A 26,985-nucleotide genomic window follows, 5' to 3' on the forward strand; every position below is an offset into this window, starting at 1 on the left:
GATCCAAGCGCCCTCCCCCGCGACGGGGACAGCTCTGAGTATGGATGCGGTTTCAACGCGGATGATCCAGCGGCGTGTAAAAATGACAAGCCGTTGAAATCGTTGGGTTCGATTTCGTCTACGCGGATCATCGAGCGCTACGAACGCTCGTAATCCTGCCCGGCGGGGGGGAGGTGTCGGCTCGAAGAGACGACGGAGGGGGAAGAGGCAGGGCTAGCAGCACTTCCCCCGCCTTCCGCTGCGCGGACACCTCCCCCCCGCTAAGAGGAGGATTACAAGTCAGGCCCCCTCCGCGCCCACGGCGGTGGTCGCTGGCCCCTCTTTCCCCATCGCATAACATCGTTCAACATCAGTCCGGCGAGTGCGGAGGGGCGGGCATGACGACGATCGACATGGACAGGCGGTTCGGGCCGGGCTCCGACCGTGGCTTCTTCATTGTGATGGCGGTCGTCGTGGCGCTGGTGGTGGCCGCGGGCTTTGGCCCCAGCTATGCGGCCAGCCTGCCGCCGCCCGGCTTGCCCTTCTGGGTGCATCTGCACGGCGCGGCGATGACGGCGTGGATCATCCTGTTCGGCGTCCAGGCCTGGCTGATCGGCCAGCGGAACCTCCGCCTGCACAAGACTCTGGGCTGGCTGTCGATCAGCCTCGTCTTGGCGATCATCCCGCTGGGCTTCGCCACCAACCTGCTGGCCATCCAGCGCGGGGCGGTGCCGCCGTTCTTCAGGCCGGTCGACATGATGGCCGCCGACCTGCTGGACGTGTCCCTGTTCGCGGGATTGTTCGCCTCGGCGGTGCTGATGCGTCGCAAGGCTGCGTGGCACAAGCGCCTGATGCTGTGCGCCACCATCCTGCTGACCTGGCCCGCCGTGGCGCGACTGATCCCGCTGCGGGCGCTCGGCCTGTCGCAGATCATCCCGGCGTCGATCACGATCGTGATCGCCCTGGCCCTGATCGGGCCGCTCTACGACCTGGCCACGCGGCGCCGTATCCATCCGGCCTATTTCTGGGGCGTGGGAGCCATCGTGATCTCCCACCCGCTACACGCGCTGATCGCCAGCCAGCCGGCGGTCCAGGCCTGGGCCAACCGCCTGACGGGCTGACCATCCCGCCTAAAGCGGGATGTTGTCGTGCTTTTTCCAGGGGTTGGAGAGTTCCTTGCCCTTAAGGCTCTTCAGGCCCCGCACGATCCGGCGACGGGTGCCGTGGGGCATGATCACGTCGTCGATATAGCCGCGCTGGGCGGCGACGAACGGATTGGCGAAGGCGTTCTTGTACTCGGCCTCGCGGGCGGCCAGGGCCTCCGGGTCCTTGGCCTCCTGGCGGAAGATGATCTCCACCGCCCCCTTGGCGCCCATCACCGCGATCTCGGCGGTGGGCCAGGCATAGTTGAGGTCGCCGCGCAGGTGCTTGGAGCTCATCACGTCATAGGCGCCGCCATAGGCCTTGCGGGTGATGACGGTGATCTTGGGGACTGTCGCTTCGGCATAGGCGAACAGCAGCTTGGCGCCGTGCTTGATCAGGCCGCCGTACTCCTGCTTGGTCCCGGGCATGAAGCCCGGCACGTCGACGAAGGTGATGATCGGGATGTTGAAGGCGTCGCAGAAGCGCACGAAACGGGCGGCCTTGCGGCTTGAGTCGATGTCGAGCACGCCCGCCAGGACCTGCGGCTGATTGGCGACCACGCCGACCGTCTCGCCGTCCATGCGGGCGAAGCCCACGATGATGTTCTTGGCCCACTCGCTGCTGATCTCGAAGAAGTCGGCCTCGTCGACGACCTTCAGGATCAGCTCCTTCATGTCGTAGGGCTTGGTCGGATCGGCCGGGATCAGGGTGTCGAGGCTGGGCTCCTCGCGCAGCGCCTCGTCGAAGGTTTCACGCTCCGGCGCGGGCTCGCGATTGGACGAGGGCAGGAAGTCGACCAGGCGGCGCACCTGGGTCATGGCCTCGAGATCGTTGTCGAAAGCGCCCTCGGCGACGCCGGACTTGGCGGCGTGGACGCGCGCGCCGCCCAGCTCCTCGGCCGTGACGACCTCGTTGGTGACCGTCTTCACCACGTCCGGACCGGTCACGAACATGTAGCTCGTGTCCTTCACCATGAAGATGAAGTCGGTCATGGCGGGGCTGTAGACGTCGCCGCCGGCGCAGGGGCCCATGATCACGCTGATCTGCGGCACCACGCCCGAGGCCATCACGTTCTCGAGGAAGATGTCGGCATAGCCGGCCAGGCTGTCGACGCCTTCCTGGATGCGCGCGCCGCCGGCGTCGAACAAGCCGATGACCGGCGCGCCGACCTTCATGGCCTGGCGCTGGACCTTGACGATCTTGGCCGCGTGCGCGCCCGACAGGCTGCCGCCGAACACCGTGAAGTCCTTGGAGAAGACGTAGACGACCTTGCCGTTGATCGTGCCCCAGCCGGTGACGACGCCGTCGCCGGGCACCTTCTGGTCCTGCATGCCGAAGTCGGCGCAGCGGTGCTCGACGAACATGTCGAACTCTTCGAACGAGCCCTCGTCCAGCAGAAGGTCGATCCGCTCGCGGGCGGTCAGCTTGCCCTTGGCGTGCTGGGCGGCGACCCGCTTCTCGCCGCCGCCGGCCTTGGCCTGTTCGCGACGACGGTCGAGTTCGTTGAGAATGTGCTGCACGCGCGTACTCCCCTGCCAGGCTTATCGATGGCGGCGTTCCGCCTTGTTAAGCAGGCGTAGCGAGGGCGGAGGCTCGGCGCAAGGCGGACCTTGCGGCAGCGCAGCATAGCTTTTCAGTTCGTTCGCGGGCCGAACACGGCCAGCGCGGCCGCATCAGCGCCTGAGCGCCGCGAACCAGCGCTCGATCATCGCCGCCTCGACCGCCAGGGCCTCAGCCCGCGCCTTGGCCTCGGCGTCCTCGCCCCACTGCTCGGCCTGGTAGATCTCGTCCAGGCGCGACAGGTCCAGGGCGCGCTGGCCGGTCAGCCGTCCGGCCCGGACCGCCAGGGCCAGGACCGTCGAGCCGAACAGGCCGGCCGCGAAGGCCGCGCCCGTCAGGGTGAAGTCGTCCAGGGTCAGGGCCAGGGCCTCGACGGCGGCCAGGGTGGCCGGAGGCTGGGGCTGGTGGATGATCCCGGCGACCGGCGTGAAGGCGAGGCCGTGCTCGGCCTTGGCCCAGTCCAGGATCGCGCCCCATTCCCGTTCCTGCCGCTCGACCAGCGCCTTGGGGCTGTCGGCGCGATAGCACAGTTGGTCGGAGGCGGCGTAGGCCGTGATTTCCTTGGCGACCTCGGCGCGGGTCTCGGACACGCGGTCGATGGCCGTGAAGGCCAGGCGGGTGGCCGGCATCAGGCTGTTGTCGATGAACTCGACCTGCGCGTCCCACTCGGCGGCGACGAGGTCGGCCAGGGCCATGGTCGGCAGGATCAGCGGCTTCCTGGCCGGCGACTTGGGCGTGCGGCTGTCAAGCTGGACAGCGACGCCACCGTCCACCGGCGCGGCCGCAGCCGCCTTGTAGAAGCGCTTGGGTTTCAGCAGCAGCTCGGCTTTGTCGGACACGGGAAACTCATTTTTCGGGACCGGCCGCGACGGAACGGCGGCGGACCCGCGTTGAATGGGCAATGTCACGTCGTCGCGCAAGGGAGAGCGGCCGTTGAGCCTGCCCAGCAAGGACATGATGGCCGCCATCGCGGTCACCCGTTTCGGCCTCGGCGCCCGTCCCGGCGAGATCGAGGCCGCCAAGGCCGATCCGAAGGGTTTCCTGGCCGGCCAGATTCGCCGCGAGGGCGCGGACCTGCCGCAGGACGGCGGCGAGACCGCGGGCCAGCGCTTCGCGCAGATGCGCGACTTCCAGCAGCAGCGGAAGATGGAGCGCGAGCAGAAGGACGGCCAGGCCGACAAGACCGCCGCCAACGCCCAGACCTTCAAGGACGCCCAGCGGGCGCTGCGCGAGAAGGTCGAGGCGGACTTCCTGGCCCGCGCGCGCCTGGCGGCCAACACCGACGCGGCCTTCCGCGAGCGCTGGGCGCTGTTCTGGGCCAACCACTTCACCGTCTCGTCGACCAAGCAGATCACCTCGGTGCTGATCGGTCCGTTCGAGCGCGAAGCGATCCGGCCGCACGTCTTCGACAGCTTCGAGAACCTGCTGGTGGCGTCCTCGACCCATCCGGCCATGCTGACCTATCTGGATCAGGCTCAGTCCATCGGTCCCAACAGCCAGGCCGCGGCCGCCGCCGCGCGCCGTGGAAACGGCAAGGCGGGCCTTAACGAGAATCTTGCGCGCGAAATCCTGGAGCTGCACACGGTCGGCGTCGACGCGGGCTACACCCAGGCCGACGTCACCGAGTTCGCCCGCGCCCTGACCGGCTTTTCGATCGGTCGCGACGCCGAGGACCGCGCGGGACAGTACGTGTTCCGCGAGGCCGCCCATGAACCCGGCGCCCGGACCATCATGGGCCGCCACTACGGGCAGATGGGCCTGAAGCAGGGCATGGCCGTTCTGGCCGACCTGGCGGCCGATCCGCACACCGCCCGCCACGTGTGCGGGAAGATCGCCCGCCACTTCGTCTCCGACGCCCCGCCCTCATCTCTGACCGACCGGCTGGAGCGTCGCTGGATGGAGACGAGCGGCGACCTGGCCAAGGTCGCCCAGGCCCTGATCGAGAGCCCGGAGGCCTGGGATCCGACGCCGGCCAAGTTCAAGACGCCCTACGAGTACACCCTGTCGACCTGGCGGCTGATCGGCGCCGAGCCCTCGGCGTTCGAGCGCCTGGGGCCGATCCTGACGGGCCTGGGCCAGAAGCCCTTCTCCGCCCCCTCGCCCAAGGGCTGGCCGGAGGACGCCCAGACCTGGGCCGCGCCCGACGCCCTGATCAAGCGGATGCAATGGGCGCAGGGCTTCGCCGCCGTCGTCGCCGACCGCACCGACCCAAGCGCCCTGGCGACGGGGGCGCTGGGCGCGCGCCTGACCCCCGCCGTCGCCCAGGCCGTGTCGCGGGCCGAGACCCGCCGCGAGGCCTTCGCCCTTCTCGTGATGAGCCCGGAGTTCCAACGCCGATGAACGCTCCCCTGAACCGCCGCTCTCTGCTGGGCCTGGGCGCGAGCCTGGGCATCGGCGTCACCTTCCTGGGAAGCCAGGCCTTCGCCGCGTCCGAAGGCGATCTGGCCAGGAATAAGCTGGTCGTCGTCATTTGCCGCGGCGGCATGGACGGCCTGTCGGTCTCGCCGCCGGTGGGCGATCCGAACTACGCCGCGCTGCGGGGCTCGATCGCCATGAAGCCCGAGGCGGTGCTGAAGCTGGACGAGACCTTCGGCCTGCACCCGGAGCTCTCGACCGTCCACGCCCTGGCCCGCAAGGGCCAGGCTCGCATCGCGCCGGCCATCGCCAGCCCGGACCGCGCGCGCTCGCACTTCGAGGCGCAGGACGTGCTGGAGACCGGGGCCTCGGGGGTCTATGGCGCCGACACCGGCTGGCTGAACCGCACGCTCGCGGCGCTCGCCCCCACCCGGAAGGTCGAGGGGTTGTCGGTCGGGGCCACCGCCCCGTTGATCCTGCGCGGCAAGGTTCAGGCGGCCAGCTGGTCGCCGGGCAAGGGCGTCGACGAAAGCGCCCGGCTGCCCACCCTGCTGCAGGATCTCTACAAGACCGATCCCCTGCTGGGCCCAGCGTTCGCGCGCGGCCTGGAGACCGAGACCATGGCGCAGCGGGCGATGACCGCGATGGCGCCGTCGCCGGCCATGAATCTGGCGGCCGCCGCGACGCCCGCCTCGCCCGCCCCGGCCTCGATGTCGGCCAGCATGGCCAACGATCGCCAGAACCGCCAGGGCGACGAGGCGGCCCGCAAGCTGGGCTCCACGCTTGGAGGGTTCATGGTCCAGCCGGGCGGCCCGCAGATCGCGGCCATTTCCCTGGACGGCTTCGACACCCACGCCGGCCAGCCGGGCCAGATCGCCACCCGCCTGTCCTACCTGGACGCGGTGCTGGACGGCCTGCACACGGGCCTGGGCGGCGAATGGAAGAACACCGTGGTGATCGCCGTGACCGAGTTCGGCCGCACCGCCCGCGTCAACGGCACCGGCGGCACCGACCACGGCACGGCCTCGACCGGCCTGATCCTGGGCGGCGCCCTGAAGTCCGGCGGGATCGTCGGCGACTGGCCCGGCCTGGCCCAAAACGCCCTGTTCGAGAACCGCGACACCGCCCCGACCCTGGACATGCGCGGCCTGTTCAAGGGCGTGCTGGCCGATCACATGGGCGTCGACCGCGCCCTGCTGGAAACCAAGGTGTTTCCGGACAGCAAGACCGCCAGGCCGCTCACCGGCCTGGTCTAGGACCCGCCCCAGGGCGGAATGGCCGCGCACGCCCCCCGACAGCGCGGCCAGGTGGGGGACCAAGCGGCGCTGCGCCTTAGCGCCGCTTGGTCTGCCGCCGCGCGAACGGGTCCTGTTCGGCCTCGTCTTCCGAGAAGCCGAACTTGCGGAAGCCTTCCTTCATCTCGGGGCTGAGCGGCGCTTCGATGTGCAGCATGCCGGCCGAGGGGTGCGGCAGCAGGATCGAGCGGGCGTGAAGCTGCAGCTTCAGGCCTTCCGAAAGCGGCGCGGACTTCTCGTCGCCGTACTTGGGATCGCCCAGGATCGGGTGGCCCATGGCCTTCATGTGGGCGCGCAGCTGGTGAGTGCGGCCCGTGTGCGGGCGCAGCGCCATCCAGGTGACGCGCGGGCCGGCGCGGCTGATGGTGACGAACTCGGTCTCGGCCGGCTGGGCGTCGGCGTCCTTGGGCTGGGCGGGCACCACCAGTTCACGATCGCCGACCCCGCGCTTGGCCAGGTGCAGCTCCATCACGCCCTCGGTGGGGTGCGGGTTGCCGGCGACGATGGCCCAATAGGTCTTCTGGGCCTTGCGCTTGGCGAAGGCGCCCGACAGGCGCGCGGCGGCGCTGGGCGTCTTGCCCAGCAGCAGCACGCCGGAGGTGTCGCGGTCCAGACGGTGGACCAGCCTCGGGCGGTCGACGCCCTCGCCCCAGGCGCTGAGCAGCTTGTCGATGTGCTTGGTCGTCTTGGTGCCGCCCTGCACGGCCAGGCCCGCCGGCTTGTTCAGGGCCAGGACCTCTTCATCCTCATAGAGCACCAGCGACTTGGCGTAGGCGACGTCGCGCGCCGACAGCTTGCCCTTGTCGGCCGGATCGGGCGCGTCGGGCAGCGGCGGCACGCGGATCTGGCTGCCGGCCGCCAGCTTGGTGTCGGCCTTGGCGCGCGAGCCGTCGACCCGTACCTGGCCCGAGCGGAACAGCTTGTTGAGCTGGATATGGTTCAGGTGCGGCCAGCGCCGCTTGAACCAGCGGTCCAGGCGCACGCCTTCCTCGCCGGCGTCGACGTAGAGGGTGCGAACTTCCTTGGGGGTGCTCATGCAAAGATCCTGCGGGCGATCAGAAGGCCCGCGAACAGGGCCGCCACGGACAGAAGCACGCTGGCGGCGGAATAGGAGAAGGCTTGGAGATAGGCGCGCTTCTGTATCATGAGCGCGGTCTCCAGGGAAAAGGACGAGAAGGTGGTGAAGCCGCCCATCACGCCGACGCCCAGCAAGACGCGCCAGGGCTCGCTCGCCGCCGCGCCGCGATGCGCCAGCCAGGACGCCAGGCAACCCATTAGAAACCCGCCCACGATATTGACGGTGAAGGTTCCATACGGCCAAGCCGAGCCGAACGTGCGTAAAGCGCCGACGCCGACTAGGTATCGCGCGACCGATCCGACGGCCCCGCCGGCGGCCACGAGAAGCAGTTTGTTCATGGAAGTCTTATGCTCCGAGCGGCCGACAACGCCAAGCTCTCAAGATTGTTCCTCTGATTTTCCCCGATTTCTTTCTCGGTAAACAACTTCGGAAACCCGTTTTGATCACCACTCGTTAAGCGCGCGGACGGCATTTTGTCGCGGTATCTTGAGCCAGAGCCATGTCCCGCGCCCCTCAACCCTCCGCCGACGTGACAGACCGCGTGGCCCTGCCGGGCCCCGTGATCCAGCGCCTCGCGGGCACGGACCTGGTGGCGCGCGGGTCGGTCAATGTCATCAGCGTCAAGGCCATACGCATGTGGGCCGGCGACTGGTGGGCCCAGAAGCGAACCGATGTCTGGACCTATGTCGAGCGCAAGCTGGCCGAGCACCTCGACCGCAACGACCTGCGGGCGCGCATCTCGGAAAGCGAATTCCTGATCGCCACGACCCAGGACCAGGGGTTGGCGGCCCAGGCGACCAGCGTGCGGATTCTCGAGGACGTGCTGACCCACCTGCTGGGCGCCGCCGATCCTGCTGAACTGGGCGTCCGCTCGGTAATCGGCGTGGAGGGCGGTCAAGCCGTCTGCCGGCGCATCGACCCTACGATCATCCTGGCCGCTCGGGCCCGCCGCGATTCCGACCGCTCGCCGGTCCGCATCGCGGTCGATCCGTCCGACGAGGCCCGGCGCACGCCCGTCGCCTTCACCACCGCCGCGGGGGCGGCGCTGCGGGTGGACTTCACGCTGGAGCATGTGGTCAACCTGCGCCGCAACATCACCACGGCCGTGCGCATCGAGCCGATGGTCACGCACCTGGCCAGTGGTCGCCAGGCCTCGGCCCGCGCCCTGACCAAGCTCTCCGACCGCGATGTCGCCTTCATCGACGAGTCGAGCCTGAAATATGCGGCGGTGTTCGCGCGCTCGGCCCAGGGCCCCCATACGCCCGAGCTGATCCTGCCGGCCTCGTTCCGCACGCTGGGCACCCAGCGCGGCCGCGACCTGCTGACCGGCACCGCCGGCTTGTCGCTCGGTCTCCTGCGCGGCGGCGTGATGATCGAGCTGGTCGACGTCACACGCGGCACGCCAGCCGGCCGCCTGCTTGAGGTCGTCGGCCTGCTGCGCGCCCTGACGCGGGGCGTGATCGCCAGGGTGCCCCCGGATCGCGAAGCCCTGCGCGTGCTGCGCGACGCCCGCCTGGCGGGCCTGACGCTGGACGCATCGGACCTGGCGGGAGACGCCGGCAAGATCGCCGCCGACATCATGGCGTTCGGCCGTGACGCGCGCGGCCTCGCCGCCATGACGACCCTTCAGGGACTGCCCGCGGAGGGCTTCTTCGCGGCGGCCGAGACTGCCGGCCTCAGCCACGCCGCCCTGCGCGCGGCCTATCCGCTGAAGCGCCAGGCCGCGGCCTAGGGCGCGCCTGCGTCGGGGCTAAAGGCTCTAAATCAGACACTTGGAGCGTGAGGACAGCCGAAACCGGCTTCCACTTTCGGCCTCACGCTCTAGACCCGGCCCCGGCCATAGCCGATCGTCTTGACGATCTCCCGGGCATCGTAGGCGTCGCGGTCGCGCGGCGTCGGGCCCTTGCCGAACACCACCTCGATCGACTGGCTGAACGACGGCCCCGGTCCGAGGTCGAAGCTTGTCCCCAGCCCCAGGCCAAAGCTGGTGCGGCGGCCGAAGCTGGCCGAGCCGCCGCCCACCGACATCCGCGGACCACGATCATAGCCCGAGGCCGAGGTCGAGCGGTCGGCGACGCGGAACCAGTCATAGCCGTCCCGCAGCGCCAATTCCGCCGCGCGCAACAGGGCGTAGTCGGCGATCTGGGCCTGAGGCGCGCCAGGACCGCCCTGGAAGGTGACCCGATAGCGTCCGGCCTCCAGGCGATACTCGGAATAGCCGGTGTCGTTGGGCGCGGCGGCGCGCGCCCGGTAGACGGTGGGCGCGCTGGCGCAGGCGGTCAGCACCAGGCCCGACAGGAGGGCGGCGACGAGCGGTTTGGCGATCTTCATGGGCGTGCCTCTTCAGGCCTGTTCAACGGCGTCCGACGCGGGGTGTTCCGGGATCGGCAACGCCAGCGCGGTCAGCATCTCGATGAAATCCGACGGAAGCGGGGCCATGATCTTGCGCTCGCCGCCCAGCGGGTGCGGGAACGTCAGCCGGGCGGCGTGCAGCATCAGGCGCGGCACGGCCACGCCCCCTAGCATCAGTGCGCCGCCATAGCGGCTGTCACCCGCCAGCGGGCGGCCGATCGAGGCCATGTGAACGCGCAATTGATGCATCCGGCCCGTGTCCGGCGACAGCTCGACCAAGGCCGCCGTCGCATTGGCCGCCAGGGTGCGATAGCGGCTGCGGGCGGTCTCGGCCTCGGGATGGCCCGGCGCGCAGACGCGCATATAGGCCTCGCGGCCGATCGACTCTCGCCGCAGCGGGCTGTCGATCATACCGCCCTTGGGCTCCGGCGCGCCCGGGGCGACGATGGCCAGGTAGCTCTTGCGGAAGCGCTTGGCCATCATGGCCTCGCCCAGGAAGGCCGCGCCGGGCTTGGTCTTGGCCGTCAGGATCACGCCCGAGGTGTCGCGGTCCAGGCGGTGGATCAGACGAGGCCGCGCCTTTCCCGGCTTGGCGAACGCCCACAGCAGGTCGTCCAGCGTGTGAGCCTTGATCCGGCCGCCCTGACTGGACAGGCCGGCCGGCTTGTCGAGCACGATGATCGCCTCGTCCTCGTACAGCACCCACGAGCGAGCCGCCGCGATCTCGTCGAGCGTCAGGGTGATGGGACAGTCGACGGCCTTGGGCTTGGCGACGCCAGGGGCACGGCGGGGCGGACGCGAGCCCGCAGAGGACGGCTTATTCAGCGGAATGTTTCTCGCGACGCTGAGCTTGCAGCTCATCAAGTTCGCGCTTCAAAAAAAGCGCATAGATACCGACACCGATACCGATCGGGCCGAGGATATAGATGATGGCCTCCAGAGGCGTCATGGCTTTTCTCCGCGCGGCGCAGCGTACCACGCGATCGCGTGAAGGACGAGGGCGAGACCAATGCCCACGAAGCTCGCCCGCTTGAAGCCCGCGCCCTTGATGTAGGGCTCGATGAACGATGCGCCCATGACCGCGTAAGCGTAGGTGGTCATGTTCGTGGTGAATAGTTTCAGACGGACCTGCAGATCGGCTTCACGTCTTTCCAGATCGAAGGATGTGGCCATGTTCGTCTCGCTCGTCACAGGCGAGAACAAATAAAGAACAATCTGGACGATAGCGCAACCCTGAGCTCGCCCTACTTGCCGTCCTTGCGCACCTTACCCCACGCTTCGAGCCGCTCGCGCACCTTGGCCTCGGCGCCGATGGGCTTGGGCTCGTAGAAGCGCCGGCGCTCCATGCCGTCCGGGAAGTAGTTCTGGCCCGAGACGCCGCCCTCGACGTCGTGGTCGTAGGCGTAGCCGTCGCCATAGCCGAGCGACTTCATCAGCTTCGTCGGAGCATTGAGGATATGGGCCGGCGGCATCAGGCTGCCGGTCTCCTTGGCCGCGCGGCGGGCGGCCTTGTAGGCGGTGTAGACGGCGTTCGACTTCGGCGCGCTGGCCATGTGGACCACGGCCTGCGCCAGGGCCAGCTCGCCCTCCGGCGAGCCCAGGAAGTCGTAGGCGTCCTTGGCGGCCGTCGTCAGCAGCAGGCTCAGCGGGTCGGCCGCGCCGATGTCCTCAGACGCCATCCGCACAAGGCGGCGGGCGATGAACAGCGGGTCCTCGCCGCCCTCCAGCATCCGGGCCAGCCAGTAGAGCGCCGCGTCGGGATCGCTGCCGCGCACCGACTTATGCAGGGCCGAGATGAGGTTGTAGTGCTCCTCGCGGTCCTTGTCGTAGGCCGGGCGGCGCTTCTGCAGGAACTGGCCCAGCTGCGTCGGGTTCAGCGGACTGTCCGTCCCGATCGAGAACAGGGTCTCGGCCAAGGTCAGCAGGTAGCGGCCGTCGCCGTCGGCCATGGCCACCAGGGCCGAACGGGCCTCGGCGTCGACCGGCAGTGGCCGGTTCTCGGCGGTCTCGGCGCGTTGGAGGAGCTGCTCAAGCGACTCTTCGGTCAGGCGCTTGAGCACGAAGACCTGGCAGCGCGACAGCAAGGCGCCGTTCAGCTCGAACGATGGGTTCTCGGTCGTCGCCCCGACCAGGGTGACGATCCCCTCCTCGACGAACGGCAGGAAGCCGTCCTGCTGGGCGCGATTGAAGCGGTGGATCTCGTCGACGAACAGCAGGGTGGACTGCCCGGCCATGCGTCGCGCGCGGGCCTGTTCGAAGGCCTTTTTCAGGTCCGCGACGCCCGAGAACACCGCCGAGATCTGCTGGAACTCGTAGCCCCCGGCCTTGGCCAGCAGGCGGGCGATCGTGGTCTTGCCGGTGCCGGGCGGCCCCCACAGGATCATCGAGGCCAGGCGATGCGCCGCCGCCATCCGGCCGATCGGACCTTCCGGCCCCAGCAGGTGCTGCTGGCCCACCACCTCGTCGAGGGTCTGGGGCCGCAGGCGGTCGGCGAGCGGGGACGGGGCGTGCGGCGTCAGGCCGGCGGCCTGGAAGAGATCGGACATGACCCCTTCTAGCAGGCCGCCGGGAAAGGCTCCAAACCTAGAACTGCGCCTGTATCAGCTGGCCGCCGCGTTCGATGGTGACGGTCCAGCGTCCGGTGCGGCCCGCCACGGCCGAGGCGAGATCGGCCACCGTGTTGATCTGCCGGCCGTTGACGCTGCGCACGAAGTCGCCCGGGCGCATCCAGCTGCCGGCGTAGCCGGGGCCGATCTTGCTGACCAGCGCGCCGCGCCCGGCGAAGGGGTCGGCGCCGATCTCCTGGGCCACGGCCGGCGAGAGGTTCAGAACCGTCGCGCCGTTGAACGGGTTGTTGCCCGACAGGGTGCGCTCGTCGCGCGCCGGAGTGTCCGGCGCGGCGTCGGCCCGGACGGTGATGGTCTGCTCCCGATCGCCGCGGCGGATCTGCATCGGCACGCGGTCGCCCAGCTTGTGGGTGCCGATGGCGAAGGCGCCGCCGCCCTCGTCGTTCACCGGCTGGCCGTCGATCGCCAGGATGACGTCGCCTTCCTTCAGCCCCGCCCGGTCGGCCGACGAGCCGGGATAGACCTGCGCCACCAGCACGCCGCGCGGCGCGGTCATGCCCAGGCTCCTGGCGATCTCGCCGGTGACGGTCTGGCCCTTCACGCCCAGCCAGGGACGCACGATGCTGTGGCCGCCGCCCAGCGCGGCGCTCACCACCTGGCGCACCACGCGGGCCGGGATGGCGAAGCCGACGCCGCTGGATGACCCCGAGCGCGAGATGATGAAGGTGTTGATGCCCACGAGGTCGCCGTCCATGTCGACCAGCGGACCGCCGGAGTTGCCCGGATTGATCGCCGCATCGGTCTGGATGTAGCTGCCGAAGTCCGCCGCGCCGACATCGGTGCGCGCCAGGGCCGAGACGATGCCGTTGGTCACCGTCTGGCCCACGCCGAACGGATTGCCCATGGCCAGCACGAGGTCGCCGACCTCCAGCTGCTCCTGGTCGTCGATCGCCATGACCGGCAGCTTCTCGCCCTTGGTGTCGATCTTCAGCACGGCGAGGTCGGCGCGCGGATCGTCCAGCAGCACCACGGCCGGGAACTCGCGGCGGTCGGCCAGCTGGACGGTGATGTCGCTCATGCCGTCGATATTGTGGTGGTTGGTGATGATCACCCCGTCGGCGCGGACGATCGCGCCCGAACCCAGCGAGCCTTGCACCTGCGAGCCGCCCCCGCCGCCGCCCGTGAAGAAGTCCCAGAACGGATCGACGCGACGCTGCACCACACGGCGGCTGGCGACATTGACCACGGCCGGCGCGGCCTTCTTCACCACCGGCGAGAAAGACTGCTTCATCGACGCCGCATCCGTCGGGACCCGGCGCGTGGGCTGGGGCATGTCTGGAATGGCTTGGGCGTTGGACTGCCCGCTCGGGTTCGAACAGGCGGTCAGCAGGACAAGGGCGGGCAGCAGGGCGCGAAGGTTGCGCATGGTGGTCAAGGACGGCTCCTCACGGTTCCTCGGGAACTCACCGAAGATTTCTGGCGAGTCTAAGGCGGCGAAAGGTCAAGGTTTCGGCGTGGACTTAAGCCCTCAGGCCGATTGCGGTTCCAGCGCGGGCGCCGGTCTCGCCTTGGCCCAGGCCAGCAACGTGGCGCACAGCATCAGCGCCGCGGCGATCAGGACCGGCAGGCCCGGCAGATGCAAGGTCGCGTCGTGGCGCACCGCGAAGGCGAACGGCAGCAGGAACAGGGACGGGCCGATGATCGACGAGACGCCCATCAAGGCCGAGTTCGCGCCCTGCAGCTGGCCCTGCTCGTTCGGCGCCACGCGGCGCGTCATCAGGCCTTGCAGCCCCGGCATGATCAGCCCAGAGAGGGCGAACAGCGGCAGGCCGCACAGATAGAGCAGGCCCGTCGGCGCCAGGGCGTACACCATGAAGCCGGCGAAGCCCGAGAACAGGCCGATCAGCAGGGCGCCGCGCTCGCCCACGGCCTTGACCACCCGCCCCACGACCAGCGCCTGGACGATGATGCTGGAGATCCCGCTGGCCATCAGCGTCAGGCCGATCACCCCCGGCGTCCAGCCATAGCGGAAGCCCATATAGAGCACGAAGACGCTGGGCAGCACGTTGTGGGCCAGCTGGAACAGGAAGCCGACACCGGCCAGGCCGAGCAGGCCGGGATGGCGAAGCAGCAGCCGCAGCGAGCCCACCGGATTGGCCTTCTTCCAGTCGAAACGGGCCTGGCGACGTTCGGGCGGCAGGGACTCGGGCAGGACGAAGAAGCCGTACAACCAGTTGCACAGCGCCAAACCGGCGCAGACCAGGAACGGCAGGCGGTGGTCGAAGGTCCACAGCCAGCCGCCCAGCGCCGGCCCAAAGGTGAAGCCGACGCCGAACGCCGCCCCCATCAGGCCAAAGCCCTTGGCGCGCGTCTCGGGCGTGGTCACGTCGGCGACATAGGCGCTGGCGGTCGAGAAGCTGGCCGCCGTCATGCCATTGAAGATACGCCCGACGAACAGCCACCACAGGCTGGGCGCGAAGGCCATGAACAGGAAGTCGACGCCCAGGCCGAAGATCGAGGTCAGGATCACCGGCCGGCGGCCGAAGCGATCCGACATCAGGCCCAGGATCGGCGAGCAGAAGAACTGCATCACGCCCCAGGTGGTGGCGAACAGCACGTTCCAGTCGGCGGCCACCGCCGTGTCGCCGCCGCCGAAGGCCTTCACCAGATTGGGAAGCACCGGGATCATCACGCCCAAGGACAGCACGTCCATGATCGCGGTGATGAAGATGAAGCCTAGCGCCGCCTGGCGCCGACCTCCCGTAATCTGCGTATCGCTCATGCGTCGCCCTCCCCGGCCGCCCCTAGTTGGCGGCTGTTCGTCCGGCTCGCAAGCCCCGCCAGCAAGGCGCGCCACCATTCGCCGTGCCGGTGCAGGAACACCGCATTGGGAAAGCCATGTCGCGCGACGTTGTCAGCGGGCACGGCGTCCCAGCCGCGATGCTCGACCGTGACGCGGGTCGCGCCGTCGACAGCGTCGAACCGCACCTCGACCTCAGTCTCCACGCCCGGCGCGAAGCTGGCCTGACGCCAACCGAACACCAGCCGCGCGCCGCGCTCCCAGACCCGCACGCGGCCGACCTCGAAGACCTTGCCCGACGCCAGGCGCTCGACCAGACGCCCGTCCTCGAAGGCCATGGTCCCCGGCGAGCGCGGCGTGAAGGCGAACAGCGGGTTGGGTCGCCACCACAGGCCAATGTCTCCGACGAAGGCGTCGAACACCGCCTCGGGCGAGGCGTCGATGCGCAGCGCGACAAGGATCCTGGAGCTCACCGCGCCTTGCCCTCGACATGGGTTTTCAGCCCCACCAGCTGATCCGCCCACAGGTCCTCGGCGGCGTCGAGCCAGGCCTTCAGCGCCGCCATGGGTTCTGGGCGCAGGCGATAGACCCGGACCCGCGCGTCGAACTCGGGATGGCTCTCTTCGACCAGGCCGGACTGGCGCAGGGCCCGCAGGTGTCGGCTCATGGCGGGCGGGGAAAGCCCCAGGCTTTCCGCCAGTTCTCCCGCCCGGCGCGGCCGCTCCCGCAACAGATCGACCGCCCGCCGGCGATACGGATCGGCCAGGGCCGCCAGGGTCCGGTCCAGAGCTTCGCTCAAGGCTGCCGATCCAGGAGCGTCTTCGGCGCCGCATTTCGCCAGGCGTCCAGCAGGGCGCCGCGCGCCGTCGCCTCGTCGCAAGCGGCCAGGCGCAGGCGCGTCGCTCCGCCCCTGCCCCATCCGCCCGGAACTGAAACGAACACCTCGGGCTCGGCGGCGACGCGCATCTCCTGCTGGTCCGGCGTCAACTTGACCATGGCCCAGGCGGCGTCCGGATTGCCGAGCGTGGCGAAGATCGTCCCGCACCTGAAGTCGACCGTTCCCATGTGCGAGCTCTCGGTCGCCTGGGGCAGCTCCAGGGCGAGCCGTCGGAAGTCGTCAGGACTGATCATGTCGACGGCGCGCTGATCTTGTGGCCGCTACGCGCCTCCATCTCGGCGATCGACACGGACTCGACCGGCGCGGCGACCGTCCAGATATGGCCTTCGGGATCATAGCAGCGGTAGGTGCGGTCGCCGTAGAACTGGGTCTCCGGCTCGGCGAAGATCCGCGCGCCGGCCGCGCGGGCTCGCGCACAATGGACATCCACGTCGCCGGTGATCTGGATATGAACCGTTTGGGTGGTCTTGCCGCCAAGCCCATCCGGACTGGCGAGCCGCCCGTGCCAGGGCGAGCCGATCATCACGGTGGAGTCGCCGAAGGTCAGTTCGCCATGCGCCAACCGCCCCTGATCGTCCTCGACCAGCAAGGCAATCGAAAAGCCGAACGCCTGCTGCAGCCACGCGACGGCGGCCTTAGGATCGTCATAGACGATGGCGGACACCAGACCGGGACGGCGCACGGCATACTCCTTTGCGATGGACGCAATATTTAACGCATATCGCAACTATATGCGCAAGCGCCCCGCGACCTGTCCGTCCGCCGCCACCTACCGCAAGGCGCGTTGGACGATCTTCAGCGAACCGTCGCCTGGCTCCGGCCGCACGCCCGTGATCTTGGCCAGCAGCGGATAGACGTCGACATTGTCGAACAGCGGCAGGCGCACGCCCGCCTTGAACGAAGGCCCATGGCCCACAAACAGCGCGCGCATCATGGGGTCAGCGGGATCGAAGCCATGGGCGCCGCCGTCCTTGTCGTCCCATTTGCCGGGTTTGGCCTTGGCGGCGAGGGTCGTGGTGTACCAGCCGGTCTGCGACAGGCAGACAATGGCCGGCACACGAGGGTTCTTGCCGTAGTGAAACCGCGCCGGAACCTTGCCCTTCTTCCAGCAGGTCATGTGCGGCAAAGGCTTCGTGAGAAAAGCCCGCTCGACGGCGGCCGCCTGCCCGGGCGCCGGCGAGAAGCTGGTCATCGCGCCCCGGGTCACTAGATGGATCTTGGAGAGGTCGATCAGGTCATCGAGCACGATGCGATTGGCCGCCGGCAGCGGCGCCATGCCGTGATCGGCGACGATGATGATGTCGGTGGCCTCGAAACGGCCTCGCGCCTTCAGCCCCGCGACCAGCCTCGCCACGGCGCCGTCGACCCTGACCAGGGCCGCCCGCAGCTCTGGCGAGTCCGGACCGTAGTGGTGCCCCTCGGTGTCGACGGCGTCGAAATAGAGCGTGCTGAAGGCCAGCGGCGGCCCGTCGGCGCTGTCCAGCCAGGCCAGAACCTGATCGACCCGGACGTCGTAAGGCAGGTTGGTGTCGTACTTGGCCCAGCGCGTCGGCCGCGCGCCGTCGATCTGCGTCTCCGAGCCCGGCCAGAACATCGCGGCGGCGGGCTTCCCCTGCTGGACGGCGGAAATCCAGAACGGCTTGGCCTGGTTCCACCAGCGCGGGTCGTTGGCGGTGGGACCGTTCATCGTGAACTTCGGCCCGCCGATGACGGCGTCCTCCATCTCGTTGGCGACCACGCCGTGACGGTCGGGACGCTTGCCCGTGACCAGGGTGTAGTGGTTCGGATAGGTCTGGCTGGGAAACGAGGGCCGCATGGCGCCGCGCACGCCGTCATCCGCCAACGCCTGGATCGTCGGCGTGGCTCCGCGGTCCAGATACTCCGCGCGGAAGCCGTCCAACGAGACCAGGATTGTCAGATGCGGCGCCTTTTCGCGCGCCTGGGTCGGGCCGGCGGCCAGGAGAAGGCCGGCCAGGACGGCTAGGGACAGCAAACGGCGAAGGGCCATGAAGCAAGCTCGACTGGAATAGCGGTTTTAGCCTGATCGACCACGGATGTTTCCGCCGTGTGACGATCGCCGTTCGCGCGGCGCCATGACGGCGACTTAACTTGGCGAGCCCCGGTCGGCTGGCCATAGTTCCCGCGTCGAGCCGACTCGTTCGGCGTCCGGGATTTATCGCATGTCGATCGCCCTCGAGGCCGACCGCCTCACCAAGACCTACGGGGCGGTGCGCGCCCTCGACGAGTTCTCGATCGCCATTCCGGCCGGCGGCGTGTTCGGGGTGCTGGGCCCGAACGGCGCGGGCAAGAGCACCCTGTTCCGGATCGCCCTGGGCCTGGTGCGTCCGACCAGCGGCGCGGCTCGCCTCTTTGGCGCCGCGCCCGGCGACATCACCGCCCTGCGGAAGGTCGGGGCGATGATCGAGACGCCGCGCTACCCGCCCTATCTGACGGCGCGCGACACCCTGACGATGCTGGCGCTTGAGAGCGGCAAGAAGGACGCCGACGTCGGCGGTTGGCTGGAGCGGGTCAGCCTGACCCACGCCGCCGACCGCGCCACCAGCGGCTTCTCGGTCGGCATGAAGCAGCGGCTGGGGCTGGCCGCCGCCTTCCTGACCAAGCCCGAACTCGTCATCCTCGACGAGCCGACCAGCGGCATGGACCCGGCCGGCATCCAGGAGATCCGCGCCCTGATCGTGGACCTGGCCAAGCGCGAGGGCGTCACCGTCATCCTGGCCAGCCACCAGCTGGACGAGGTCAAGCGCGTCTGCGACCGCGTCGCCATCCTCTCGCGCGGCAAGGTGGTGGCGGAAGGCGGCGTCGCCGAACTGACCGCCGGCGAGGCCCGGCTGCGCCTGACCCTGGCCTCTCCCCTCGCCCCGGCGCTGTCGGTGCTGGGCGCGCGCGGCGAGGCCGACGGCCCGGACGCCCTCCTGGCCGACATCCCGCGCGCCGAGGCCCCCGCCGTCATCCGCGCCCTGGTCGAGGCCGGCGCCGAGATCGTCGAGGCCCGCTGGCGCGAGGTCGACCTCGAAGGGGTCTATCTGAAAACGCTGGGGCAGACGCCCACGGCCACGACCGTGGAAGGAGCCGCCTGATGCTCGCCGACGCCATCGCCGCCGAACGCTTTCGCCTGCTGCGCGATCGTTCGACCCTGTTCTGGGGCTTCTGCTTCGCCCCGCTGATCGGCGCCCTGCTCAGCGTGGGCGGCGACCTCTTCCTGCGCTTCGTGATCAAGAAGCCCCTGCCCGGCGTCACGGTCGGCCTGGTCGACCAGGTGATCAAGACCCTGTCCAACGGCGCCTCGACCTTTGGCGCGCTGTTCCTGATGATCGGGGCGGCGGCGGTGCTGGCCGGCGACTACCGCTGGGAGACCTGGCGGCTGCTCACCCCGCGCAACACCCGCCAAAACCTGCTTCTGGCCAAGCTGGTCGTCGTTGGCGAGGCGGTGTTCTGGAGCCTTTTGCTGTCGGCCGTCCTGTCGGCCTTCGCGGCGCTGATCGGCTCGGCCATCAACGGCAAGGCGGTGGCGATGTCGGTGCTCGACCGCAACCCGTTCGACATCGTCGGCGTGCTGGCCATCACCTGGCTGGAAGCCATGACCCTGGCGGCGCTCGCGGCCTGCGTGGGCGTGCTGTCGCGCTCGACGATGGGCGTGGTGATCGCCTGCCTGGGCGTGCGGTTCGTGCAGACGGTGCTCTCGGGGGCCCTGCGGATGATGGAACAGGGGCCGCCCAGCTGGAAACTGCTGTCCATGCCGGTCTTCGACGCCGACCTGCTCCGCGCGGCGCTGCTGGCGCCGGATCAGCTAGGCGCCGCGGGCGGCTCGGCGGGCGTGGCGCTGGCGGCTCTGGTGGTCTGGACGGCGGCGTTGGCGGCGGCGGCGGTGTGGCTGTTCCGGCGGCAGGATCTGACGAAGGAGTAAGGGCGGCGACCGCCTCATCAAAGCGGACCAAACCTGGGACTGCTCAGGGTGGTTTGCGGGCGTTCGGGCGGGGCGCGCCAAGCGGCCGGCTTGCGCCAGAAGCTGCGATCGAGCGAAATAAGCAACCGATGCCGCGCTATCCAAGGACGGCTACAGTATCCCCCACTGTTTCACCAATCTTGGCCACTACGGTGCGCGCGGCGATATTCTGGCGGGCCTTTTCTATCGCGTCAGCAATCTCGAACAACTCGCGCCGATGCGGTTCCGGAAGGCGCTCCTCGAAATCGGGCTCGTTGATCAATGCAATCAACTTGTCGATGTCCTTTCCCCCGTAGCCGCTCGGGAGGTAAGCCTCCAGCGTACCCTCCTTTAGAACGTAGATGTCGTCGGCTCGCTTACCGTCGATGAATTTCGTGATCTTAGCCATGTCTTCGGGCGAAAGGTCAGGGCGGAGTTTTGTTCGCACGGATTTTATGCGCTTCCACTCTTCGGTCGACCCAACCCATTTTCCTTGCGCTATTGTGTCATCGATCATCGCCACGATGGTGGCTCCGTCGAAACTGCTCGGGTCGCCGATAGCCTCCTTTATCTTCTTAGTGTTTACGCCCAGCATGGATTTGATCTCGTCATTTCCGATCTGCTGCACATAGTCGAAGTCCGCGACTAGAATAGTTCGAACGCCGCATGCCTTTAGAAGAGCTGAATAATGAGAAAACATCATCTTACCGTGCACAGCGACGACTTCTACCGTGGCGCCGCCAGCGCTCTCTTTAGCTTCGCGGGCGGCAAGCATTCGCTCCATGACCATGCGGTCGCTGGGGCCTTCTACCAGCACCACTAGGTCAGCGAAAAATATACGTTCGTTGTTCTGACTGTTGATCGCATCAAAACGATGCTTGGTCCCAGGTAGACCTCTCCTTTCAAGCCGCACAATCCGACTGCGCTGGTTCTCCGAAAAGACACGGGAAACATACTGAACGGAGGTCGGCGATATGAAGGTTGGCGAATGGGTAGCCATGATGAACTGATTACCCGTCTCGACGCTAAGTTGCTCAAAGAGGTTCAGCAGAGCCTTCTGCCAGCGAGGGTGCAAATGGAGCTCTGGCTCATCGATCAAGATCAGGGCGTCGCGGACGTCCAACGCGTAGATGGCAAGAAGATAGGTCAGCAGTTGACGCTCGCCGGACGACGCACTTCCGATGCGGAATGCGGAGCCCTGCTTTTCCAGCAAGATTGTATAAGTGTTGTTGTCAGGGTTGATACATTCGACGCTCCACTCGTATCCAAGAGCGGTCAACGCCTTCGTGAGCCGCGTCATATTCGGCTCAGCCTTAAGCTTGTCTAGGGCCCCAGCACCATGCGTCTGTTCTAAGCGGCGGTGGCTCTGAGCGATAGTGGCGATCGCTCTGTTCGAAATGCTACTCGGGTGTTTTGAGGTCATCGCATCGGACTGGCGCTTTAGATCGGACGCGTTAACATTTGCTAGGACGACCTCGGCACTTACGTCCTGCGCGGTGCGGTTGACGGGCAAATAGAGAAGTGTTTCGCGGAGTTCCTGCATTCCGCTCAAGCGGCGCAACGAGTTGTCAGCTTCATAAGCTTGAAGGTAGTTAAGAAAAAGATGTTCACCTGGCGCCCTAGCGAAGACATTGCCATTCTCAATTCTTAATGAAACAACGTCGCCTGCATTTAGGATACTGAGATCCCAGTCAGCTGCCCCTTCACTCCGGCTGCCATGCACGTTTCGCTTTTCGGCCTTCACGAGGCGCTTGGCATCCGCCTTAATCATCGCAATGTTTGCGATGTCTTGCGTCGTCACCTCGAATGCGATCTCAACTTCTTGGGGTTCGCCTTCCGAGCCAGAATACCTGTCTAGCGGCGTGTTGTTGAGCTGATCGTTGTAGGTAAAATCGTGGTAATACGGGTCGTGCGGCTGCGGGATTTGCCGTATGTATGCTGGCGGCATCAGGTAGCGCTTGATGGCGATAATTATTGTGTCGAGTAGGTTTGTTTTACCGCCACCATTCGGGCCAACAAGAATCGCGATTTCGCCGTCCACGAGCAGCGTTTGCTGCTCTAAAAAGCTTCGGACATTCGAAATCTTTACCGATCTAATCTTCATGGCAAACTCTTGTCAGGGTTGCAAAAGATTGAACCCTATCCCCTGGATCTGCGCAATGGATATTCCCCGGCTGCCGGAGCGGGCACGAAGCGGGGGGCACGCGACCATTTAACCTAGAGAAACCGCCGGGATGACATCCGCGCCAGTTTGGAAGAGCAAGCGCCCTCGCGTTAGGCCAAATCGAAGGGCGCGACAGCTAAATCGGTGTGAGTTCGAAATTGCCGCGCGAATCCTCAACCTGGCCGCCTCCGACGCCTCCAGTGAGTCACGCCCGCGCGCTTGGCGACGAAACCAGAACGTCCGCTCAGGGTCGATAGCGGCCTTCAGCGTCCATCCAGATATCCGACCTTCCCGGCGAATGCCGGGACCCAGATCGAACCCAGGGACGCCCATCCGGTCAGCGCGGAGCTAAGTCGCGTCCCTCCACCCGCCCAGGATGAATCTGGGCCCCGGCATTCGCCGGGGAGGTCGGGATATTGAGAATGTCAGCGTGGGTCGAAGGTCTATCCCGAACTAAGCGCCCAACGAAAAAGGCCCCGGATCGCTCCGGGGCCTCTCGTCTCAGCTCACGCTGAAATCTCTTAGTCTTCGGCGTCGTTGACGTAGACCGGACCCGAGTCCTTGCCCTTTTCCGAGACGTCGCGGTCGACGAACTCGATCACGGCCATCGGGGCGTTGTCGCCGTAGCGGAAGCCGGCCTTCAGAACGCGGATGTAGCCGCCCTGACGGTCCTTATAGCGCGGGCCGAGGACCGCGAAGAGCTTGCCGACTTGTTCGACGTCGCGAACCGAGCTGATGGCCTGACGACGCGCGTGCAGGTCGCCGCGCTTGGCCAGGGTGACCAGCTTTTCGACGATCGGACGCAGTTCCTTGGCCTTCGGCAGGGTGGTGACGATCTGCTCGTGCTTGATCAGCGAGGCCGACATGTTGGCGAACATGGCGGTGCGGTGAGCCGAGGTGCGGCCCAGTTTGCGGTGGGCGTAGCCGTGACGCATTTTCTTCTCTCCTGGGCGCTTGGCCCGAGCGGCGTCCTGACGAGGAGCGCCTGATTGTCACCAATCCTGGTCCGTCCCGACCGGGTTCAGAGCGAAGCGCCGGGGCCCTCCACCGCGTAGCGGCTTCAAAAGGCCCAGGCCGCTCCCCCTTTCCGAAGAGAGGAAGAGCGGCCCGGATTTAGCGCGATAGGCTTCGAAGGTTCTTAGATTTGGTCTTCGAACTTCTTGGCCAGGTCTTCGATGTTCTCCGGCGGCCAGTTCGGCACGTCCATGCCGAGGTGCAGACCCATGCCGGCGAGCACTTCCTTGATCTCGTTCAGCGACTTGCGGCCGAAGTTCGGGGTGCGGAGCATCTCGGCTTCGGTCTTCTGGATCAGGTCGCCGATGTAGACGATGTTGTCGTTCTTCAGGCAGTTGGCCGAACGGACCGACAGTTCCAGCTCGTCCACCTTCTTCAGCAGGGCCGGGTTGAACGGCAGTTCCGGCTTGGACTCGTCGGCCGACTTGGCCTTCGGCTCCTCGAAGGTGATGAAGATCTGCAGTTGGTCCTGCAGGATCCGGGCGGCGTAGGCCACGGCGTCCACCGGAGTGACGGCGCCGTTGGTTTCCACTTCCAGGATCAGCTTGTCGTAGTCCAGCGACTGGCCTTGACGGGTCGGCTCGACGCGATAGGCGACGCGCTTGACCGGCGAGTACAGGGCGTCGACGGCGATCAGGCCGATCGGCGCGTCTTCCGGACGGTTACGGTCGGCCGGGACGTAGCCCTTGCCGGTGTTGACCGTGAACTCCATCCGCACCGAGGCGCCGTCGTCCAGCGTGCAGAGCACGTGGTCGGGGTTCAGGATCTCGATGTCGGCCGGGGTTTCGATCTGGCCGGCGGTGACCGGTCCGGGGCCCGTGGCGCGCAGGGTCATGCGCTTGGGGCCTTCGGCGTGCATGCGCACGGCCAGTTGCTTGATGTTCAGAACGATGTCGACGACGTCTTCACGGACGCCTTCGAGCGATGAGAATTCGTGCACCACGCCATCGATCTGGATGGCGGTGACGGCGGCGCCTTGCAGCGACGAGAGAAGAACGCGACGCAGGGCGTTGCCGAGCGTCACGCCGAAACCGCGCTCGAGCGGCTCGGCGACGATACGGGCCTTGCGAGTCGCATCGGCGCCGGTTTCGATCTGCGGCTTCTCAGGACGGATCAGCTCGTTCCAGTTTCTTTCGATCACGTGGCTCGGGTCCCTTGAACGCGGCTCGCCGGCCGCGTTTGGCGCAGCCGGCGAAGGAAGATTGTGGTCTAAAAAATACTAGACGCGACGACGCTTGGGCGGACGGCAGCCGTTGTGCGGGATCGGCGTGACGTCGCGGATGGTCGTGATGGTCATGCCCGCGGCTTGCAGAGCGCGCAGGGCCGATTCACGACCGGAGCCCGGGCCCGAAACGTTGACTTCCAGGGTCTTCACGCCGTGTTCCGCAGCCTTCTTGCCCGCGTCTTCGGCGGCCATCTGAGCGGCGTACGGGGTCGACTTGCGCGAGCCCTTGAAGCCCATCATGCCGGCCGAGGACCACGAGATCGTGTTGCCCTGGGCGTCGGTGATGGTGATCATGGTGTTGTTGAACGAGGCGTTCACGTGCGCCACGCCCGAGGTGATGTTCTTGCGTTCGCGACGTTTAACGCGAGCCGGTTCCTTGGCCATCGGTCAGGCTACCTTACTTCTTCTTGCCGGCGATCGGCTTGGCCGGACCCTTGCGGGTGCGGGCGTTCGTGTGGGTGCGCTGACCGCGGACCGGCAGGCCCTTGCGGTGACGCAGGCCGCGGTAGCAGGCCAGGTCCATCAGACGCTTGATGTTCATCGAGTTCTCGCGACGCAGGTCGCCCTCGACGGTGTAGTCACGGTCGATCGTCTCGCGGATCGCGAGGACTTCGGCGTCGGTCAGTTGATTGACGCGACGCGCATCCTCGATGCCCACCTTCGTGATGATGTCACGAGCGGACTTCTGGCCGATGCCGTGAATGTACTGAAGCGCGATCAAAACGCGCTTGTTCGTCGGGATGTTGACGCCTGCGATACGGGCCACGTCTAATGTTCTCCTAGTCACGCACTAAAGACGCGAACGGCGCGCCCGGCTCGATCCAGAAGACCAAGACCGGCGCGCACGGATCGCGCCCTTTCGCGGAAGCGCCCCGTTATAGGGATCGTTTCGCTTCCGTCAACAACTGAATCCACCGGACATCCGGTGAATTCGGGCTTTGTTAGGCAGCTCCCGAGAGAGCGGCGTCGATGGACGTGGCCACGGCTTCGACCGAACCCATCCCGTCCAGTTCCTTCAGCTTCCCCTGCCCCTCGTAGTAAGGCAGCAGCGGCGCGGTCTGGGCGTTGTAGGCGGCCAGGCGAGTCACGAAGACTTCCGGATTGTCGTCAGGCCGTCCCTGCTCTTCGAACCGTTTCTTGATCCGATCGATCAGAGCCGGCTCGTCTACCTTGAGTCGGAGAACGACGTCGATCTTCTGACCGCGCGCCGAGAGCATTTTATCCAGGGCCTCGGCCTGGGCGACCGTACGCGGAAAACCGTCGAAGATCGCGCCGCCGGCGGCTTCCGCCTCGGGTAGACGATCCTCGATCAGGGCGATGACGATCTCGTCGGTGACGAGCTCACCGCGATCCAGCACGCCCTTGACGCGCTGGCCCAGCTCCGAGCCCGAAGCAATGGCGGCCCGCAGCATGTCGCCCGTCGAGAGCTGGACCATGCCGCGCTCGCTGACCAGACGCTTGGCCTGTGTGCCCTTCCCCGCCGCCGGCGGACCGAACAGGATCAAGTTCATGAAAGCCCCTTCGCGCGTCGCCGAGTCTGCGCCCGGCTGTCTCCCGGAGCAGACCTAGAGCCCCGGCAATAAAAACGGAAGCCGGTTTTGTGACAAACCGGCTTCCGACGCTTGTAATAAAGTCGAAGTCAGCGTCAGCGGCCGCGGCCGCCCCGCAGCTTCGACTTCTTGATCAGGCCCTCGTACTGGTGGGCCAGCAGGTGCGACTGGATCTGGGCGACCGTGTCCATGGTCACCGTCACGACGATCAGGATCGAGGTGCCGCCCAGGGCGAACTGGTTCGACTTGATCGCCATCATCACCAGTTCCGGCGCGACGCAGACGGCGGTGATGTAGGCCGCGCCGATCACGGTCAGGCGGGTCAGCACGTAGTCCAGGTACTCGGCGGTGCGCTTGCCCGGGCGGATGCCCGGCAGGAAGCCGCCGTACTTGCGCAGGTTCTCGGCCGTCTCCTCGGGGTTGAACACGACCGAGGTGTAGAAGAACGAGAAGAAGATGATCAGCAGGGCGTAGAAGATCAGGAACGCCGGGTGGCCGTGCTGCAGCGCGCCCACCACGCCCGGCAGCCACGAGGCCCATTCCGGCAGGTTGGTGGTCGTCACGAACTGCATGGCCGTGGTCGGCAGCAGCAGCAGGCTCGAGGCGAAGATCGGCGGGATCACGCCGGCGGTGTTGATCTTCAGCGGCATGAACGAGCTTTCGCCGCCGATCATGCGATTGCCTTGCTGGCGCTTGGGATAGTGGACCAGCAGGCGGCGCTGCGAGCGCTCCATGAAGACGATGGCCAGGATGGCGGCCACGCAGCCGATCACGATCAGGAACAGCGGGGTGTAGTTGCCCGAGGTCTGGCCCTGCACCAGCATCTGGCCCAGCACGATCGGCAGGCGGGCGACGATGCCGGCGAAGATGATCAGCGAGACGCCGTTGCCCACGCCGCGGCTGGTGATCTGCTCGCCCAGCCACATCAGGAACAGGGTGCCGCCGGTCAGGGCCACGACCGTCGAGATGATGAAGAAGACATGGCCGACGCCGTCGACGACGACACCGGGCTGGGCCGCCAGGCCCATGGCGATCGACGCCGACTGAACCACGGCCAGCACC

The 26,985-nt window shown here is 67.3% G+C and carries 29 protein-coding genes; 6 read left to right on the forward strand and 23 right to left on the reverse strand.

Features of this window, described 5'->3' with window-relative positions; genetic code table 11:
* Positions 1-377: 377 nt before the first annotated feature.
* The gene (locus DI526_RS17720) at positions 378-1,100 is read left to right on the forward strand and encodes a hypothetical protein (RefSeq protein WP_304280766.1); all 723 of its coding nucleotides are present in this window, start codon (positions 378-380) and stop codon (positions 1,098-1,100) included.
* Between the two features lie 9 nt (positions 1,101-1,109).
* Here the strand turns inward: DI526_RS17720 and DI526_RS17725 are convergent, their stop codons facing one another.
* Complete coding sequence (locus tag DI526_RS17725; RefSeq protein WP_304280768.1) at positions 1,110-2,642, reverse strand: acyl-CoA carboxylase subunit beta; 1,533 nt, start codon at positions 2,640-2,642, stop codon at positions 1,110-1,112.
* 153 nt (positions 2,643-2,795) lie between these two features.
* Positions 2,796-3,521, reverse strand: a complete 726-nt coding sequence (locus DI526_RS17730) for an ATP12 family chaperone protein (protein WP_304280771.1) — start codon at positions 3,519-3,521, stop codon at positions 2,796-2,798.
* A gap of 55 nt (positions 3,522-3,576) precedes the next feature.
* Between DI526_RS17730 and DI526_RS17735 the strand changes: the two genes are divergently transcribed.
* Together DI526_RS17735 and DI526_RS17740 are read left to right on the forward strand one after the other, a co-directional pair.
* A complete protein-coding gene (locus DI526_RS17735) occupies positions 3,577-5,022 on the forward strand; it encodes a DUF1800 family protein (RefSeq protein ID WP_304280773.1) in 1,446 nt (481 codons plus the stop codon).
* Positions 5,019-6,293 carry a DUF1501 domain-containing protein gene (locus tag DI526_RS17740; RefSeq protein WP_304280775.1) on the forward strand — a complete coding sequence of 425 codons (1,275 nt, stop codon included), beginning with the start codon at positions 5,019-5,021 and terminating at the stop codon, positions 6,291-6,293. Before DI526_RS17735 ends, DI526_RS17740 begins: the two co-directional genes overlap by 4 nt.
* 76 nt (positions 6,294-6,369) lie before the next feature.
* On the opposite strand, the gene DI526_RS17745 is transcribed toward DI526_RS17740, so the two are convergent.
* Positions 6,370-7,368, reverse strand: coding sequence for an RluA family pseudouridine synthase (locus tag DI526_RS17745; RefSeq protein WP_304280777.1), 999 nt, complete (start codon positions 7,366-7,368; stop codon positions 6,370-6,372).
* A complete protein-coding gene (gene crcB / locus DI526_RS17750) occupies positions 7,365-7,748 on the reverse strand; it encodes a fluoride efflux transporter CrcB (RefSeq protein WP_304280779.1) in 384 nt (127 codons plus the stop codon). The genes DI526_RS17745 and crcB overlap by 4 nt, the downstream gene beginning before the upstream one ends.
* Before the next feature lie 161 nt (positions 7,749-7,909).
* Between crcB and DI526_RS17755 the strand changes: the two genes are divergently transcribed.
* Positions 7,910-9,142 (forward strand): hypothetical protein, encoded by a 1,233-nt coding sequence (locus DI526_RS17755; protein ID WP_304280781.1) that lies wholly within the window; start codon positions 7,910-7,912, stop codon positions 9,140-9,142.
* An 89-nt stretch (positions 9,143-9,231) separates the two neighbouring features.
* On the opposite strand, the gene DI526_RS17760 is transcribed toward DI526_RS17755, so the two are convergent.
* The 12 genes from DI526_RS17760 to DI526_RS17815 all read right to left on the reverse strand — a co-directional run bounded on the left by DI526_RS17760 (position 9,232) and on the right by DI526_RS17815 (position 18,035).
* A complete protein-coding gene (locus tag DI526_RS17760) occupies positions 9,232-9,741 on the reverse strand; it encodes a hypothetical protein (RefSeq protein WP_304280783.1) in 510 nt (169 codons plus the stop codon).
* Between the two features lie 12 nt (positions 9,742-9,753).
* Positions 9,754-10,626, reverse strand: coding sequence for an RluA family pseudouridine synthase (locus tag DI526_RS17765; protein WP_304280785.1), 873 nt, complete (start codon positions 10,624-10,626; stop codon positions 9,754-9,756).
* On the reverse strand, positions 10,580-10,711 hold the full coding sequence (locus DI526_RS17770; RefSeq protein ID WP_304280787.1) for a hypothetical protein: 132 nt from the start codon (positions 10,709-10,711) through the stop codon (positions 10,580-10,582). The genes DI526_RS17765 and DI526_RS17770 overlap by 47 nt, the downstream gene beginning before the upstream one ends.
* Positions 10,708-10,935 (reverse strand): hypothetical protein, encoded by a 228-nt coding sequence (locus tag DI526_RS17775; RefSeq protein ID WP_304280789.1) that lies wholly within the window; start codon positions 10,933-10,935, stop codon positions 10,708-10,710. Before DI526_RS17775 ends, DI526_RS17770 begins: the two co-directional genes overlap by 4 nt.
* Positions 10,936-11,006: 71 nt before the next feature.
* The gene (locus DI526_RS17780; RefSeq protein ID WP_304280791.1) at positions 11,007-12,308 is read right to left on the reverse strand and encodes a replication-associated recombination protein A; all 1,302 of its coding nucleotides are present in this window, start codon (positions 12,306-12,308) and stop codon (positions 11,007-11,009) included.
* Between the two features lie 37 nt (positions 12,309-12,345).
* Positions 12,346-13,764: a DegQ family serine endoprotease gene (locus DI526_RS17785; protein WP_304280793.1), complete on the reverse strand. Its 1,419-nt coding sequence runs from the start codon at positions 13,762-13,764 to the stop codon at positions 12,346-12,348.
* A gap of 93 nt (positions 13,765-13,857) precedes the next feature.
* Positions 13,858-15,111, reverse strand: coding sequence for a TCR/Tet family MFS transporter (locus tag DI526_RS17790; RefSeq protein WP_304280795.1), 1,254 nt, complete (start codon positions 15,109-15,111; stop codon positions 13,858-13,860).
* The gene (locus DI526_RS17795; protein WP_304280797.1) at positions 15,108-15,602 is read right to left on the reverse strand and encodes an SRPBCC domain-containing protein; all 495 of its coding nucleotides are present in this window, start codon (positions 15,600-15,602) and stop codon (positions 15,108-15,110) included. The genes DI526_RS17790 and DI526_RS17795 overlap by 4 nt, the downstream gene beginning before the upstream one ends.
* The gene (locus DI526_RS17800) at positions 15,599-15,928 is read right to left on the reverse strand and encodes a helix-turn-helix transcriptional regulator (RefSeq protein WP_304280799.1); all 330 of its coding nucleotides are present in this window, start codon (positions 15,926-15,928) and stop codon (positions 15,599-15,601) included. The genes DI526_RS17795 and DI526_RS17800 overlap by 4 nt, the downstream gene beginning before the upstream one ends.
* Positions 15,925-16,260, reverse strand: a complete 336-nt coding sequence (locus DI526_RS17805) for an MmcQ/YjbR family DNA-binding protein (protein ID WP_304280801.1) — start codon at positions 16,258-16,260, stop codon at positions 15,925-15,927. Before DI526_RS17805 ends, DI526_RS17800 begins: the two co-directional genes overlap by 4 nt.
* A complete protein-coding gene (locus DI526_RS17810; protein ID WP_304280803.1) occupies positions 16,257-16,709 on the reverse strand; it encodes a VOC family protein in 453 nt (150 codons plus the stop codon). Before DI526_RS17810 ends, DI526_RS17805 begins: the two co-directional genes overlap by 4 nt.
* A gap of 87 nt (positions 16,710-16,796) precedes the next feature.
* A complete protein-coding gene (locus DI526_RS17815; RefSeq protein WP_304280805.1) occupies positions 16,797-18,035 on the reverse strand; it encodes an ectonucleotide pyrophosphatase/phosphodiesterase in 1,239 nt (412 codons plus the stop codon).
* A 172-nt stretch (positions 18,036-18,207) separates the two neighbouring features.
* On the opposite strand from DI526_RS17815, the gene DI526_RS17820 reads away from it, so the two are divergent.
* Together DI526_RS17820 and DI526_RS17825 are read left to right on the forward strand one after the other, a co-directional pair.
* Positions 18,208-19,125 (forward strand): ABC transporter ATP-binding protein, encoded by a 918-nt coding sequence (locus DI526_RS17820; protein ID WP_304280807.1) that lies wholly within the window; start codon positions 18,208-18,210, stop codon positions 19,123-19,125.
* On the forward strand, positions 19,125-19,952 hold the full coding sequence (locus DI526_RS17825; protein WP_304280809.1) for an ABC transporter permease: 828 nt from the start codon (positions 19,125-19,127) through the stop codon (positions 19,950-19,952). Before DI526_RS17820 ends, DI526_RS17825 begins: the two co-directional genes overlap by 1 nt.
* 136 nt (positions 19,953-20,088) lie before the next feature.
* Here the strand turns inward: DI526_RS17825 and DI526_RS17830 are convergent, their stop codons facing one another.
* The 7 genes from DI526_RS17830 to secY all read right to left on the reverse strand — a co-directional run.
* On the reverse strand, positions 20,089-22,074 hold the full coding sequence (locus tag DI526_RS17830; protein ID WP_304280811.1) for an ATP-dependent endonuclease: 1,986 nt from the start codon (positions 22,072-22,074) through the stop codon (positions 20,089-20,091).
* Positions 22,075-22,655: 581 nt separating this feature from the next.
* Entirely contained in the window at positions 22,656-23,069 is a 414-nt protein-coding gene (gene rplQ, locus DI526_RS17835) for a 50S ribosomal protein L17 (protein ID WP_304280812.1), read from the reverse strand.
* Positions 23,070-23,272: 203 nt separating this feature from the next.
* Positions 23,273-24,289, reverse strand: coding sequence for a DNA-directed RNA polymerase subunit alpha (locus DI526_RS17840; protein ID WP_184720769.1), 1,017 nt, complete (start codon positions 24,287-24,289; stop codon positions 23,273-23,275).
* A 78-nt stretch (positions 24,290-24,367) separates the two neighbouring features.
* Positions 24,368-24,757 carry a 30S ribosomal protein S11 gene (gene rpsK / locus DI526_RS17845; RefSeq protein WP_010919150.1) on the reverse strand — a complete coding sequence of 130 codons (390 nt, stop codon included), beginning with the start codon at positions 24,755-24,757 and terminating at the stop codon, positions 24,368-24,370.
* A 13-nt stretch (positions 24,758-24,770) separates the two neighbouring features.
* The gene (gene rpsM / locus DI526_RS17850) at positions 24,771-25,139 is read right to left on the reverse strand and encodes a 30S ribosomal protein S13 (RefSeq protein WP_066684382.1); all 369 of its coding nucleotides are present in this window, start codon (positions 25,137-25,139) and stop codon (positions 24,771-24,773) included.
* A 175-nt stretch (positions 25,140-25,314) separates the two neighbouring features.
* Positions 25,315-25,884 (reverse strand): adenylate kinase, encoded by a 570-nt coding sequence (locus DI526_RS17855; protein WP_304280820.1) that lies wholly within the window; start codon positions 25,882-25,884, stop codon positions 25,315-25,317.
* A gap of 134 nt (positions 25,885-26,018) precedes the next feature.
* The coding region (gene secY, locus DI526_RS17860; RefSeq protein WP_304280822.1) for a preprotein translocase subunit SecY at positions 26,019-26,985 on the reverse strand (967 nt) is incomplete at its 5' end.

It is taken from the genome of Caulobacter segnis (assembly GCF_003243465.1).
GTDB lineage: Bacteria > Pseudomonadota > Alphaproteobacteria > Caulobacterales > Caulobacteraceae > Caulobacter > Caulobacter segnis_A.